Origin of the sequence: Umezawaea beigongshangensis, from assembly GCF_016464305.1 — a bacterium.
In the GTDB taxonomy this organism is placed as follows: Bacteria; Actinomycetota; Actinomycetes; order Mycobacteriales; family Pseudonocardiaceae; genus Umezawaea_A; species Umezawaea_A beigongshangensis.
On the sequence record NZ_JAEIOJ010000008.1, the window covers coordinates 146,206 to 160,343 of the forward strand.

Below are 14,138 nucleotides of genomic sequence, written 5' to 3' on the forward strand. Positions count from 1 at the left end.
GCTGTCTCCCTCTCGGGTGGGTCTGCGGTGGGACGAGCCGGGGGGTGGGAACGATCAGGCTTCGAGGACGACGGCCAGGCCCTGACCGACGCCGATGCAGATCGCGGCGAGGCCGAAGCCGCCGCCGCGGCGGCGCAGCTCGTGGGCGAGCTGGCCGACGATCCGGCCGCCGGACGCGCCGAGCGGGTGACCGATGGCGATGGCGCCGCCGTTGACGTTGACGATCGCCGGGTCCAGCTCGGGCCAGTCGGCCAGGCAGGCCAGGGACTGGGCGGCGAACGCCTCGTTCAGCTCGACGGCCACCAGGTCGGACCAGCCGATCCCGGCGCGGCGCAGCGCGATCTCCGCCGCCTCGACCGGACCGACGCCGAACACGTCGGGGTCAACGCCAGCGGCTCCGCGACCGGCGACGCGGGCCAGCGGCGTCGCGCCGGTCCGCTCGGCGGCGGCGGCGTCGCCGAGCAGCACGGCCGACGCGCCGTCGTTGAGCGGCGAGGCGTTGCCCGCGGTGACCGTGCCGTTCTCCCGGAACACCGTCTTGAGCTTCGCGAGCTTCTCGATCGTGGAGTCGGCGCGCACGCCCTCGTCGCGGGTCAGCTCGGCGCCCGGCACCGGGACGACGTGCGAGTCGAAGAACCCGGCCTCCTGGGCCGCCGCGGCGTTGCGGTGGCTGAGCAGGGCGAACTCGTCCTGCTGCGCGCGGTCGATGCCGTAGCGCTCCGCCAGCAGCTCGGTGCTCTCGCCCAGCGACACGGTCCAGCGCCGCGGCATCGCGGGGTTGACCAGCCGCCAGCCCAGCGTGGTGGAGTGCAGCGTCTCCGAGGCGTTCGGGAACGCCTTCGACGGCTTCTGGAGCACCCACGGCGCACGGCTCATCGACTCGACGCCACCGGCGACGACGAGTTCCGCGTCGCCGAGCGCGATCATCCGCGACGCCTGCACCACGGCGTCGAGGCCGGAGCCGCAGAGGCGGTTGACCGTCGTGCCGGGCACGGAGGTGGACCAGCCGGCGAGCAGGGTGGCCATGCGGGCGACGTTGCGGTTGTCCTCACCGGCCTGGTTGGCGTCGCCGAGGATCACCTCGTCGACGGTCGCCGGGTCGAACCCGGTCCGCTCGGCGAGGGCGCGCAGCACGTGCGCGGCCAGGTCGTCGGGCCGGACGCCGGACAGGGCTCCGCCGTAGCGGCCGAACGGCGTGCGGACCGCGTCGAGGACGAAGACGTCGGTGGTCACCGGGCTTCCTCCAGTGCGCGCAGGACGGTCAGCTCCTGCTGGGTGGGTTCGGGCGTGCGGTCCAGGTCGGGCGAGACCCTCAGCTCCCAGCCGGTCGCGGCGCGCACGTCGTCGACCTCGACTCCGGGGTGCAGCTCGGTCAGGGTCAGCTCGCCGGTCTCCGGGTCTGGCCGCAGGACGCCGAGGTCGGTGATGACGAGCGTGGGGCCGGCGCCGGGCAGGCCCAGCGCCTCGCGCTCCCCCCGGCCGCGACCGTGCCCGAACGAGGTGACGAAGTCGACCCGGTCCACGAACGCGCGCGTGCTCTGCCGCACGACCACGAACACCTCGCGGCAGGAGGCGGCGATCTCCGGCGCGCCGCCCGCGCCGGGCAGCCGCACCTCCGGGTGGTGGTAGTCGCCGCCGATCACGGTGGTGTTGATGTTGCCGAACCGGTCGAGCTGCGCGGCGCCGAGGAAGCCGACGTCGACGCGGCCGGGCTGGAGCCAGTAGTTGAACACCTCGGGCACGCCGACCACGGCGTCGGCCGTCTCGGCGAGGACCCCGTCGCCGATGGACAGCGGCAGCCGGTCGGGCTTCGCGCCGAGGGTGCCGGACTCGTAGATCAGCACGAGGTCGGGCGCGTGGGTGCGGCGGGCGAGGTTGGCGGCGGTGGAGGGCAGGCCGATGCCCACGAAGCACGAGGTGCCGTCGCGCAGCGCGCGGGAGGCCGCGACGGTCATCGTCTCGTCGGCGGTGCAGGTGCTCATCCGAAGACGCTCTCCTTCAGCCACGCGTCGAACGCGCCGCGATCGCGGCTGATCGCGTCCCACGACCTGTAGTACTCGTTGTCCCGCTCGTAGTAGCCGTGCGCGTAGGACGGGTGGGCGCCGCGCGGCACCTCGGCGACGGCGGTGACGGCCCAGGTGGGCAGCACGACCGCGCCGGGCCGCGGGTCCAGCTCGTCGACGACCTCCTCGACGGTGACGATGCTGCGCTTCGCGGCGAGCACCGCCTCCTTCTGCACGCCGGTGATGCCCCACAGCTGCACGTTGCCGGCCCGGTCCGCGCGCTGCGCGTGCACGATCGTCACGTCCGGGTTGAGCGCGGGCACGGCGGTGAGCTGCTCGCCGGTGAACGGGCAGGTGATGGGCTTGATCGTCTCGGTGACGCGCGCCAGGTCGGTGCCGGTGTAGCCGCGCAGCACCGCGAAGGGCAGGCCGGAGGCCCCGGCGACGTAGCGGTTGGCCATGCCCGCGTGGCTGTGCTCCTCGATCTCCAGCGGCACGGGCCAGCCGTGCTGCACGGCGTCGCGGAAGCGGTGCAGCGAGCCGACGCCGGGGTTGCCGCCCCAGGAGAAGATCAGCTTCCGCGCGCAGCCCGCGCCGACGAGCTGGTCGTAGACGATGTCCGGGGTCATCCGCACGAGGGTCAGGTCCCGCCTGCCGCTGCGGATGATCTCGTGTCCCGCGGCGACGGGGATGAGGTGCGTGAACCCCTCCAGGGCCACCTGGTCCCCGTCGCGCACCAGGTCGGCGACGGCGTCCGCCAGCGTGGTGAGCGTTGCCATGTGCGGTCCTCCGGCGAATCGGTGTCGACGAGACTCTGCGGCAGCGGGGTTCCTCCTCTCCAGGGGGGTTTCCACTGGGTGGAAGCCGTGCCGGGATGTCATCCTGACCGGTGTGCAACGACGACCGCCGGAGGCGGAGTCGGTGGCGAACAGGATCTTCCGCCTGCTCGACGCCTTCTCCCAAGCGCGTCCAGCGCTGACGCTCTCCGAACTCAGCCGGGCCTCCGGCCTGCCCCTGAGCACGACGCACCGCATGGTGGCCGACCTGACCCGCTGGGGCGCGCTGCAACGCCGCGACGACGGCGCGTACCACGTGGGACTGCGGCTGTGGGAGCTCGGCTCGCTGACGCCGGGCAGCCTGCGGCTGCGGGAGAACGCCATGCCGTTCATGGAGGACCTCTGCACGGCGACGCAGCAGAACGTGCAGCTCGCGGTGCTCGACGGCCGGGAGGCGCTGTCGATCGAACGGCTGGCCGCGCGCGGCGCGGTGACGATGGCGACCCGCACCGGCAGCCGCTTGCCGCTGCACGCCTCCGGAGTGGGCCTGGTGCTGCTGGCGCACGCCGACCCCGAGTTCCAGGAGCGGGTGCTGGCCTCTCCGCTGCACCGCTACACGGAGCGCACGAACACCTCGCCCGTGCGGCTGCGGGAGCTGCTGGCCGACACCCGCCGCGACGGGTACGTGATCAGCGTGCAGCAGATCGAGCTGATCAGCCGGTCCATCGCCGCGCCGGTGCGCGACGCCGACGGGTCGGTGATCGCGGCGCTGTCCGTCGTGGTCCCGGTGGAGGGCGTCGACGTCCGGACGCTGGTCCCGGCGGTGCGCGCCACGGCGCTGGGCATCTCGCGCTCGCTGGGTGCGCCGATCGCCGGGCGGGGCGGGTGAACGGACGCGAGCCACAGGGCAGGAGCAGGACAGCGGGTGGGCCGTTCGGGTGTTCGCGACGCGGCCTCCTCGTGTCGCCGACGACGAGCCCCTAGGTTCGGCAGGTCCACCGAGACGTGAAGGGACGTGGCCGTGACACAGTCACCGGACGACCTCCCCGTCGTCGTGCCAGCGGCGGCGGAGGCGCCGAACCCCGAGGCGCTGGCGCTCGCGGCGGTCGGAGCCGTGGCACGCCGGGACAGCGCCAGCGCCGTGGCGCTGGCCCAGCGGTTGCTCGGCAGCGAGCGGGAGACCCTCGCCGCGGTCGAGACGCTCGCCGGGATCGTGCTGTTCGGCATCCCGCGCCGCACGCTCGCCCCCGGCACCCGCATCGCCCCGGTCTTCGAGGTCCCGCCCGACCAGGACGCGAGCGAGTGGCAGCGGGCCGTCGACTCGGCCACCACCCTGCTCACGAGCATCGCCGCCGACAACGCCGTGCTGACCGGCATGACCGTGCGAGCCATGTCGAACCACGCCCTCGACGTCCTGGTGGTCCTGGTCAAGGCCGCGGCGGCGCGCATAGAGACCTTTGTGGGCCTGGACGGCGACACGGTCGACGCCTACTACGCGAGCCAACGCTGACACCCACGAGTTGAGCGTTCGCGCACGACGAGTTGAGCGTTCAGGCACCACGAGTTGAGCGTTCGCGCACGACGGCCCGGACGCCGCGAGGCCCGGCACCCCCGAACGGGGGACACCGGGCCTCGCGACACGATCGCGATCAGGTCAGCAGAGCACCTGGATCTTGCGCCCCTGCCCGGCCTTGAACCGCTCCAGCGCCGGCACGTAGTCGGCGAGCGGGAGACGGTCGCTGATGAAGACGTCCGGGTCGAGCACGCCGTTCGCGAACAGGTCCGCGGCACGCTCGAAGGAGTGCAGCACCGCCATCGAGCCGGTGATGGTGATCTCCTGGTTGTAGATCTTGTACGGCTCGATCACGGCCCGCGCCGAGTAGTCGGTCACGCCGAACTGGAGGAACGTGCCGCCCTTCGCGACCCGGTTGAGGCCGTCCTGGATGGCGCGCTCGTTGCCGGTGGCGTCGATGACGACGTCCCAGCCGCCGGGGCGGTCCAGCTCGTCGGCGTTCGCCGCCGTCGCCGTCACGCCGAGCTGCTTGGCCGTGGCCAGCCGGTCCGGGTTCAGGTCGACGACCTCGATGCTGGACGCGCCGGTGAGCTTGCCCAGCTGGAGCATCATCAGGCCCATCGTGCCCGAGCCGTAGATCAGCACGCGGCTGGCCATCTGCGAACGCAGCACGTCGTAGCCCCGCACCGCGCAGGACAGCGGCTCGATGAGCGCGGCGTCCTCGGTGCGCACGTGGTCCGGCAGCTTGACGCAGTTCGCCACCGGAGCCACCGCGAACTCCGCCGCGCCACCGGGCTTGCTCACGCCGATGGCGTTCCAGCGCTCGCAGAGGTTGTTGCGGCCCATCCGGCACATGCGGCACTCGTTGCAGTACAGCGACGGGTCCACCGCGACCCGGTCGCCCACGGCCAGCTCCGTCACGTCCGAGCCGACCTCGACGATCACGCCGGCGAACTCGTGACCGGGCACGATCGGCAGCGTCGGGGCGAACTCCCCCTGGAGGATGTGCAGGTCCGTGCCGCACAGACCACAGGCAGCGACGTCGACGACGACCTCTCGCGGGCCTGGCGTCGGGTCGGGGACGTCGGTCACCTCGACCTGGCCGATGCCGGTGATGACGGCGGCTTTCACTTCACAGCTCCCAGCGAGAGGCCCTGGACCAGCTTGTCCTGGGCGGCGAAACCGGCGACGAGCACCGGGAAGGACACGATCGTCGCCGCGGCGCACACCTTGGCCAGGAACAGGCCCTGGCTGGTGACGAAACCGGTGAGGAACACCGGCGCCGTGCCCGCGACCACTCCGGTGAGCACCCTGGCGAACAGCAGCTCGTTCCAGCTGAAGATGAAGCAGATCAGCGCCGTGGCGGCGATGCCGGGCATCGCCACGGGCGCGACGACCCTGCGCAGGATCGTGATCAGCCCCGCGCCGTCGATCGCCGCGGCCTCCAGGATCTCCTTGGGGACCTCGGCGAGGAACGAGCGCATCAGCCACACGGCGATGGGCAGGTTCATCGACGTGTAGAGCAGCGTCAGGAACGAGATGTTGTCGAGCATCCCGGCGTACTGCGCCACCAGGTAGATCGGCAGGATGCCCGCGACGACGGGCAGCATCTTGGTGGAGAGGAAGAAGAACAGGACGTCGGTCCACTTCTCCACCGGCTTGATCGACAGCGCGTACGCGGCCGGGATCGCCAGCAGCAGCACGATCAGCGTCGAACCGATGCTGGCGCTGAAGGAGTTGATCAGCGGCGGCCACGGGCTGATCCCGCCGGTGCCGCCGAAGAACTCGGCGTAGCCGTCGAGGGTGATCGGCGCGAGCAGCGACGGCGGGTTGGTCGCCGCGTCGGGCTCGCTGTGCAGCGAGGTGAGCAGCATCCACGCCACGGGGGCGAAGAACACGACGGCGGCGATCCAGGCGATGGCGCCCCAGGGCTTCCACGCGCGCTTCACGAGCGGACCTCGTCTCGGAACAGGGAGGACACCACGCGCAGCGCGAACGTGGCGATGATCATCGAACCGATCACGACCACCACACCCGCGGCCGACGCCTGGCCGTACTCGTGCGCCTGGAAGAAGGTCTGGTAGATCGTGTACGGCAGGTTCGCCGTGCCGAGCCCGCCCGACGTGATCGTGAAGACCGCGTCGAAGTTCTGCACGATGTAGATGGACCCGAGCAGGCCGCCCAGCTCCAGGTACTGCCGCAGGTGCGGGAAGGTCAGGTAGCGGAAGACCTGCCACGGCGACGCGCCGTCGATGTGCGCGGCCTCGACCGCGTCCATCGGCCTGCTCTGGAGCCCCGCCAGCAGGATCAGCATCATGAACGGCGTCCACTGCCACACCAGGGAGGCGACGACGGCGCTCAGCGGCATCTCGCTGATCCACTCCGGCTGCGGCGGGTTCTGGCTGCCGAACAGGCCCCAGATCCAGGTGAGCACACCGTTGAACAGCCCGTAGGACGGGTTGTAGAGGGCGTGCTTCCAGAGCAGGGCCGCCGCCACGGGGACGACGAGGAACGGCGCGATGAGCATCGTCCGCACGACGCCCCGGCCGCGGAACTTCGTGTCCAGCAGCAGTGCCAGCCCCAGCCCGAGGACCAGGCTGATCAGGACCACGGCCGCGGTCAGCACGACGGTCGTGACCACCGAGGAGCGCAGTCCGGCGTCGGTGAACACGGTGAGGTAGTTGTCGACGCCGGCGAACCCGCGGTTGGTCGGGTCGAGCGAGTTCCAGCGCATGAACGAGATCACCAGCGTCGCCACGAACGGCAGCTGGGTGACCACGATCAGGAAGATCAGCGCGGGAAGCAGCGGGGCTCGCCGGGCCCAGCGGCTCGCGCCGCCGGGCCCTCTCGGCGGGGTCGGCCGCTCTCGTCGCACCTGCTTCACTGGCGGTGGCGCGGTGTCGAGAGTCATCGTCGAACTCTCCCTGTCGGTGTTGACGTGCCGATGGGCGTGCGGATCACTTCCGGTACTTCTCGGCGACCTTCTCGGCCTCCTGCTGGCCTGCGGCCAGTGCCTCCTCGACGGTCTTGCCGCCCGCGATGGCCTCGCTGATCTGCTGCGACACCTTCGTACCCAGGTCGGTGAACTCGGGGATGCCGACGAACTGGATGCCGGGGGCGGGACGCGGCTGCACGCCGGGGTCGTCGGGGTTGGCGCCCTTGATGGCGGTCTCCGCCTGCTTCGCGAACGTGCCGCCGGACGCCAGGTACTCCGGACGCTGGTAGGTCGAGGAGCGCTTGCCGTCGGGCACCTTCGACCAGCCGAGCTGCGAGCCGACGAGCTGCTCGTAGTCCTTGCCGGACGCCCAGGAGATGAACTTCCACGCGGAGTCGGCCTTCTTGCTGGCCTTCTGGACGCCGAACGCCCAGGTGTAGAGCCACTGCGAGGACTCGGTCTTCACGACCGGCGCCTGCGCGAAGCCGAGCTTGCCCTTGACCGGCGAGTCGTCGGCCTCCAGCAGACCGGCCGCGGACGTGGCGTCGTACCACATGGCGACCTTGCCCTGCGTCATGTTGTTCAGGCACTCGGCGAACCCGGCCTGCGCCGCGCCGGCCTCGCCGTGGTTGCGCACCAGGTCGACGTAGAACTTCGTGGCCTCGGTGAACTCGGCACCGTTGACCTGCGCCTGCCAGTCCTGCGTGAACCAGGTACCGCCGAAGGTGTTGACCACGGTGGTCAGCGGCGCCATGACCTGACCCCAGCCCGGCTGGCCGCGCAGGCAGATGCCCTTCATGCCCGGCTCGGCGCCGTCGGTCTGCGCCGCCAGCTCCGCGACCTGCTGCCAGGTCGGCTTCTCCGGCATCGTCAGGCCCTTGGCCTCGAAGACGTCCTTGCGGTACATCAGCATCGACGCCTCGCCGTAGAACGGCTCGGCGTAGACCTTGCCGTCCTCCGCGGTGAGCGCGGTGCGGATCGGCTCCAGGACGTCCTGCTGGTCGAACGCGGCGTCACCGGCGATGTAGTCGTCCAGCGGCGTCAGCCAGCCGTTCTTCGCGAAGAACGGGGTCTCGTAGTTGCTGATCGTCGCCACGTCGTACTGACCGGCCTGGCTGGAGAAGTCCTGGCTGATCTTGTCGCGGACGTCGTTCTCGGGCAGCACGGTGAAGTTGACCGTGATACCGGTCGACTTGGTGAAGTTGTCCGCGGTGAGCTTCTGGAGGTCCTGCATCTGCGGGTTGTTCACCATGAGGACGTTGATCGACTGGCTGTCGCCTGCCGCACCGCCCCCGCCGGCACCGCTGCAGGCCGCCGTGGCCGCCAGCACCGCGATCGCACCGGCCGCGACGGCGGCCTTGCGACGGTTAGACGTCATCGTCTTCCCTTTCCACATCACGTTCGGCCTGGAAGTGGCCGCGTCCGACCGCGCCCGCCACCCCTGGTGGGGTCGCGGGAGCACAACTCGAAAAATCTCAGAACAACCGCTGAGGTCTCAGGTGCGGATCACCCTGGGACCGAGCACCGCGTAGCGGTGGGCCTCCCCCGGTGAGAGCGAGGAGTCCGTGATGATCGTCTCGAAGTCCGAGACGACCGCGAACCTGCTGAAGCTCGCCACGCCGAACTTCGTGTGGACACCGACGAAGATCCTCCGTCGCGCCACCTTCACCGCCTGCGCCTTGACCGCCCCGACCACCGGGTCGGGCGTGGTGAGGCCGTGCTCGCGGGAGATCCCGTTCGCACCGATGTAGGCCAGGTCGATGACCATCTCGCCGAGCATCCGGATCGCCCAGTGGTCCACGGTCGCGAGGGTGCGGCCGCGGACCCTGCCGCCGAGCAGGAGCACCGTGATCGACGGCGACTCCGACAGCGCGGCGGCGGTGGGCAGGGAGGCGGTGATGATCGTGAGCGGACGGTCCAGCGGCAGGGCCTCGGCCACGAGCTGCGGCGTGAACCCCTCGTCGACGAACACGGTCTCCGCGTCGTCGAGGCGTTCGGCCGCCGCGGCCGCTATCCGCCGCTTCTCCGGAACGCTGGACACCGAGCGGAACGCGAGACCGGTTTCGAAACCGGCGCTCTCGACGGGGAACGCCCCGCCGTGCGTGCGCCGGACCAGACCGTGCTCGTGCAGCAGCCGCAGGTCGCGCCGGACGGTCTCCGGAGCCACCGAGAACTCGGCCGCGATGTCCATGACGTCGACCCGGCCCTCGGTGCGCGCCCTGGCGAGGATGCGCCGCTTCCGCTCCTCAGCCTGCATTCCCACCTCCACCTCGCTGTGGACGTCCGCACCACCGGTGCTTCCGCTTGCTCGGACTCACCTTGCCCGTTCGGGCAGGCATAAGGTTTAACACCACCGAACGGGTGTGGCCAGTGCCACAGCGCCTCCGCAGATGCCCGGTTCTCACCCGTTTCTCAGCCTCTTTCGGGCTCGCGAACAGGCAAGACGTGCCCGAATCGGGCGTTCACATGCCCGATTCACGGGTGAACGACGCCCGGAGCGACCGGACGGTGACCGACTCGGAAACCGGTTCGCGGGGCGGTCCGGCGCACGGCGGTGCCCGGCACCGCCGTGCGCCGCGCCCGCCCGCCCCCTAGGTTCTGCACCGTGCGCGACTCCACCGCTCCGCTCCCGGTCACCGAGGTGCCCGGAGCGTTCGACTCGGCTGCCACCTCCTACGACGTGCTCGTCGGCGCCAATCCGGACTACCACCGGGCACTGCGGCGCTCCGCCGCCAGGCTGGGGCTGCCGGAGGGCGGACGCGGAGCGCGCGTCCTCGACCTCGGCTGCGGGACCGGCGCGTCCACCGCCGCCCTGCTCGCGGTCGCCCCGCACGCGGAGGTCGTCGCCGTCGACGCCTCGGCCGGGATGCTCGCACGGGCGAGGGCCAAGACGTGGCCGGACGCGGTGTCGTTCGTGCACTCGCGGGCGGAGGACGTGGCGGGGGCCGGTGTGCGCGGGCCGTTCGACGCCGTCTTCGCGGCCTACCTGGTCCGGAACCTGCCCGAGCCCGATCCGGTGCTCGCACGGGTGCGCGACCTGCTGCGGCCGGGCGCCCCGCTGGTGGTGCACGAGTACTCGGTGCGCGACTCGGCGCTGAGCACGGCGATCTGGAACGCGGTCAACTGGTCGGTGATCATCCCGCTGGGAACGCTGGCCACCCGCGACCCGTCGCTCTACACCTACCTGTGGCGCAGCGTGCTGCGCTTCGACGGCGCGACCGCGTTCGAGCGGCGGCTGCGCCGGGCGGGGTTCGACGGCGTCGCCCGCTACGAGATCTCGGGCTGGCAGCGCGGCATCGTGCACACCTTCCGGGCGACGCGGCCGACCGGCCCGGCCCGCGACGAGCGGTGACCGGCGGGCCGAGCGCGTCCCGGCGCGAGCGTGCTGAACCACCCCGAGCAGGAGGCCCGCGCGTGAGCGGTGCGCGCCGACGGGACCGCGGTCGAGCCGCGCGGCTGCTCGCCGCCCGGCCGGCACCGCCACCGGCCGACCGCGCGGACACCGGAGCACTTCCCGGTGCCGGCGGGCGACCTCGTGCGGGTGGACCCTCCGGTCGCGCCGGTGGAGCGAACCGTCACGACGGACTCCGCCGCCACGAGCCGCCCGCTGTCTCGCCGGGACGTGTCCGGGCCGCGTCCCGGCGCGACCCGGCTCCCGCTCAGTCGACCCAGCGGCCGGTGGTGCGCAGCGAGTAGCGCCGCTCGGCGTAGGCGAGGTCGTCGCGCCACAGCCGCTTCGCGGCGAGCTTCATCAGCGGCCGGAGCACCGCCGCCGCCGGGAGCGCCGCGGCGAAGCCCTTCCGGTCGGAGTGCGCCACGACCGCCTCGATCACGGCGGTGCGCTCCGCGCCGTCCGGTCCCCGGCCCAGTGGGGTCGCGTGCGTCTCGACGACGCTGCCCCGCCCCTCACCCTCCACGACGTGCATGACGATCGTGCGCGGTTCGGGACAGGTGAACGCGGCCACCACCGGCACGCCGAGCCGTCCGGCGAGGGTGAAGGTGACCGCCACGGTGAACCGGTCGTCGGCGGTGCTGTCGAGGTCGGCGGCGGGCGCGTCCAGCACCCGCAGGTTCGCGAAGGAGTACGGGTGGAACCACGCGCCGTGCCAGGGGTCGAGCCGGTTGGCCACCACGTCCTCCGGCTCGCACCGGCCGATCACGGTCGCCACGGCGTCGACGGACGCGGCGGGCGGGCGCACCGGCACCACCGGCGCGTCGAGCGGTTCCTCCCCGCCGACCTCGTCCAGCCTGACCCAGGCGAGCACGCCGTCGTCGTGCGCCGGGTACGGGCTCCACGCGCCGAACCTCCGCTTCCCCAGGGCGAGACCGTGCCAGCGGCACACGAGCTGCCCGGCGTGCACGGCCGCGTCGCACAGCGGTGCGCCGAGGTGGGGGCACGAGCCGGGCCCGGCGAGCAGTTCACCGTCCGCGCCCCGCCACAGCACGACCTCCCGCCCGGCGATCGTGCGGCCGAACGGCGCGGCCGCCACGACCTCGCGGCTCGCGGCGACGACGTACCAGTTGCCCGACGGCCTGGCCTGCGCCCGCTTGAGCGCCGCGGCGATCAGCGCGGGCTTCGCCTCGGGCCAGGTGGGCTTCTGCTCCGGCCACGGCGTCCGGTCGAACAACCGCAGTGGAATCCTCGGGCGTGCTGGGGACATCAGCGGCTCTCCTGGGTGTGGGGTTCAGCGGGTCGGCACGGGGACGGAGCGGCTGACCGCCGCGCGCGCCAGCGCGGGCAGCGCGACGACCAGGCGGCGGTGCCGCGGGACGACGACGCGGTGGCGCAGCACGTCGTAGCCGGCGGCCTCGATCTCGTCCAGGATGCCGCCGTAGAGCCGCAGGGCCGTGCCCACGCAGGGCCGGGAGCGCGGCGCGAGCATGGGTACGCCGACGGCGGCCCGCCGGTAGACGCCCCTGGTGCGCGCGACGAGGTGGGCGAGCGCGCGGCGCACGCGCGGGTCGGTGCGTCCGGTGGCCCGGACGTGCTCCAGCAGCTCCCGGTCCACGCCGAACGCGGCGAGTTCGTCGGCGGGCAGGTAGACCCGGCCGCGGTCGAGGTCCTCGCCGACGTCGCGCAGGAAGTTGGTGAGCTGGAAGGCGATGCCCAGCGCCGCGGCGGCGGGCGCCGCCTCCTCCCTCGGCACGACGGTGCCCAGCACGGGCAGCACCTGGAGCCCGATCACGGCGGCCGAGCCGTGCACGTACTCCGCGAGGTCGGCGTAGGTCGGGTAGTCCGTGACGGTGAGGTCCATCGTCATGGAGCGCATGAAGTCGTGGAAGTGCGCGTGGTCGATGTCGTAGCGGTCGGCGGTGTCGATCAGCGCGGTGATCACCGGGTGGTCGCTGCGCCCCCGCTCCAGCCCCTCCCGCATCGTCCGATCCAGTGTGGACAGTTCATCGGCGCGCTGCCGCCCGGTCCGCCCGTCGTGGACCTCGTCCACGACGTCGTCCGCCCAGCGGGCGAATCCGTACAGCGCGTGCACGGCCGGGCGCTGCTGCGGGGCGAGCATCCGCGTCGCCAGGTAGTAGGTGCGGCCGTGCTCCGCGTTGAGCGCGCGGCACCGCCGGTAGGCCGTTCGCAACACGGGGTCGACGATGCCCGCGGCATCCAGCTCACGATCCGACTGCACTTCGAGTGCCCCTCCTCGCGCGTGGTGCCACCACGCTAGGACCGCGCGTGGTGATCCGCTCGACGAGTCCAGCCGTCGTGCGGACCGGGTCCTGCGCTGGTTAGCTCATCACAGTTCTCCTTCACCCCGCACTCGAGGAGGCGACGATGTCGCTCGCCCACAACGCCGTCCCGACGCCGCGGACCCCGTCCGACGACGAGCGCGTGCGCGAGGTGGTCAGGGCGGGGCTGGAGGACTTCCTCGCCGAGCGCGAGCGGACCGACGTCCCCGCGGGTCTCGACGCGGGTCTCGTGGCGGAGCTGTCCGCGCTCGCCCTGGCGGACGGCAAGCGAATCCGGCCCACGTTCGCCTGGTGGGGCTGGCGCGCGGCGGGCGGCGCGGACCTGGACTCCGCACCGGCGCCGGTGCTGCGGGCACTGGTCGCGCTCGAACTGCTCCAGTGCTGCGCGCTGGTCCACGACGACGTGATGGACCGCTCGGCGACCCGGCGCGGCCGGCCCACGACGCACACGACGTACGCCGACCGGCACCGCACCCGCTGGTGGTGCGGCGACGCCGAGCGCTTCGGCGACTCGGTGGCGATCGTCGTCGGCGACCTCGCGCTGTCCTGGGCGGACGACGCCCTGGTCACCTCGGGGCTCGGCGCCGCGGGACTGACCGCGCTGTGGGAGCCGTGGCGCGCGATGCGCACGGAGATGATGGCCGGTCAGTACCGGGACCTGCTGGCGTCGGCTCGGCGCGAGGAGTCCGTGCCGGAGACCATGACGGTGGCCCGCCTGAAGACCGCCGCCTACACGGTGGAGCGACCGCTGCACCTGGGAGCCGCGCTGGCGGGCGCGACGCCGGAACTGGTGGACGCGCTGCGCGCCTTCGGGCGCGACATCGGTGTGGCGTTCCAGCTCCGCGACGACCTGCTCGGCGTGTTCGGCGACGAGCACGTCACGGGCAAGCCGGTGGGCGACGACCTGCGCGAGGGCAAGCGCACCCCCCTCGTCGCCATCGCGTTCGAGCTGGCGGCCGAGGCGGGGCGCGAGGACTCGGCCGCGCTGCTGCGCTCGGCGCTGGACGGCGCGGAGATCACCCCGGCCCTGGTCGAGGAGGTCCGCGCGACGCTGCGCGACCTCGGCGCGGTGCAGGCGGTCGAGGAGCGCATCACCGAGCTGACCGGGCGGGCGCTGAGCGCGCTGCGCGACGTGGACATGTCCGGCGACGCCCGCTCGCACCTGCTCCGCCTGGCCACCAAGGCCACCACCCGCCGACGCTGATCCCCCGCTCGTC

At 72.4% G+C, this 14,138-nt stretch carries 14 protein-coding genes; 4 read left to right on the forward strand and 10 right to left on the reverse strand.

Annotated elements, in window-relative coordinates:
- Window positions 1-54 precede the first annotated feature (54 nt).
- Genes IMZ35_RS20415 through IMZ35_RS20425 form a run of 3 tightly spaced genes read right to left on the reverse strand, consistent with a single transcriptional unit; the run spans window position 55 to window position 2,782 of the window.
- Window positions 55-1,233 (reverse strand): thiolase family protein, encoded by a 1,179-nt coding sequence (locus tag IMZ35_RS20415; protein WP_199442738.1) that lies wholly within the window; start codon window positions 1,231-1,233, stop codon window positions 55-57.
- On the reverse strand, window positions 1,230-1,982 hold the full coding sequence (locus tag IMZ35_RS20420; RefSeq protein ID WP_199442739.1) for a CoA-transferase subunit beta: 753 nt from the start codon (window positions 1,980-1,982) through the stop codon (window positions 1,230-1,232). Before IMZ35_RS20420 ends, IMZ35_RS20415 begins: the two co-directional genes overlap by 4 nt.
- Window positions 1,979-2,782, reverse strand: coding sequence for a CoA transferase subunit A (locus IMZ35_RS20425; RefSeq protein WP_199442740.1), 804 nt, complete (start codon window positions 2,780-2,782; stop codon window positions 1,979-1,981). Before IMZ35_RS20425 ends, IMZ35_RS20420 begins: the two co-directional genes overlap by 4 nt.
- A 112-nt stretch (window positions 2,783-2,894) precedes the next feature.
- Between IMZ35_RS20425 and IMZ35_RS20430 the strand changes: the two genes are divergently transcribed.
- The gene (locus IMZ35_RS20430) at window positions 2,895-3,668 is read left to right on the forward strand and encodes an IclR family transcriptional regulator (RefSeq protein WP_438816888.1); all 774 of its coding nucleotides are present in this window, start codon (window positions 2,895-2,897) and stop codon (window positions 3,666-3,668) included.
- A 132-nt stretch (window positions 3,669-3,800) separates the two neighbouring features.
- Window positions 3,801-4,289, forward strand: a complete 489-nt coding sequence (locus tag IMZ35_RS20435) for a hypothetical protein (protein ID WP_199442742.1) — start codon at window positions 3,801-3,803, stop codon at window positions 4,287-4,289.
- A gap of 144 nt (window positions 4,290-4,433) precedes the next feature.
- On the opposite strand, the gene IMZ35_RS31810 is transcribed toward IMZ35_RS20435, so the two are convergent.
- From IMZ35_RS31810 to IMZ35_RS20460, 5 genes are all read right to left on the reverse strand, one after another.
- Window positions 4,434-5,423 carry a zinc-dependent alcohol dehydrogenase family protein gene (locus IMZ35_RS31810; protein WP_199442743.1) on the reverse strand — a complete coding sequence of 330 codons (990 nt, stop codon included), beginning with the start codon at window positions 5,421-5,423 and terminating at the stop codon, window positions 4,434-4,436.
- Entirely contained in the window at window positions 5,420-6,241 is an 822-nt protein-coding gene (locus IMZ35_RS20445) for a carbohydrate ABC transporter permease (protein ID WP_307868477.1), read from the reverse strand. Before IMZ35_RS20445 ends, IMZ35_RS31810 begins: the two co-directional genes overlap by 4 nt.
- Entirely contained in the window at window positions 6,238-7,203 is a 966-nt protein-coding gene (locus tag IMZ35_RS20450) for a carbohydrate ABC transporter permease (protein ID WP_199442744.1), read from the reverse strand. The genes IMZ35_RS20445 and IMZ35_RS20450 overlap by 4 nt, the downstream gene beginning before the upstream one ends.
- A gap of 46 nt (window positions 7,204-7,249) precedes the next feature.
- A complete protein-coding gene (locus IMZ35_RS20455) occupies window positions 7,250-8,605 on the reverse strand; it encodes an ABC transporter substrate-binding protein (RefSeq protein ID WP_229372786.1) in 1,356 nt (451 codons plus the stop codon).
- A gap of 117 nt (window positions 8,606-8,722) precedes the next feature.
- Entirely contained in the window at window positions 8,723-9,484 is a 762-nt protein-coding gene (locus IMZ35_RS20460) for a DeoR/GlpR family DNA-binding transcription regulator (RefSeq protein ID WP_199442746.1), read from the reverse strand.
- 348 nt (window positions 9,485-9,832) lie between these two features.
- Here IMZ35_RS20460 and IMZ35_RS20465 point away from each other — a divergent pair, with 348 nt between their 5' ends.
- Entirely contained in the window at window positions 9,833-10,579 is a 747-nt protein-coding gene (locus IMZ35_RS20465; protein ID WP_199442747.1) for a class I SAM-dependent methyltransferase, read from the forward strand.
- Between the two features lie 307 nt (window positions 10,580-10,886).
- Here the strand turns inward: IMZ35_RS20465 and IMZ35_RS20470 are convergent, their stop codons facing one another.
- Both IMZ35_RS20470 and IMZ35_RS20475 read right to left on the reverse strand, forming a co-directional pair.
- A complete protein-coding gene (locus IMZ35_RS20470) occupies window positions 10,887-11,888 on the reverse strand; it encodes a DUF5914 domain-containing protein (RefSeq protein WP_199442748.1) in 1,002 nt (333 codons plus the stop codon).
- 24 nt (window positions 11,889-11,912) lie between these two features.
- Window positions 11,913-12,860: a phytoene/squalene synthase family protein gene (locus tag IMZ35_RS20475; RefSeq protein ID WP_199442749.1), complete on the reverse strand. Its 948-nt coding sequence runs from the start codon at window positions 12,858-12,860 to the stop codon at window positions 11,913-11,915.
- A 146-nt stretch (window positions 12,861-13,006) separates the two neighbouring features.
- On the opposite strand from IMZ35_RS20475, the gene IMZ35_RS20480 reads away from it, so the two are divergent.
- Window positions 13,007-14,125, forward strand: coding sequence for a polyprenyl synthetase family protein (locus tag IMZ35_RS20480; RefSeq protein WP_199442750.1), 1,119 nt, complete (start codon window positions 13,007-13,009; stop codon window positions 14,123-14,125).
- The last annotated feature ends 13 nt before the right edge of the window (window positions 14,126-14,138 follow it).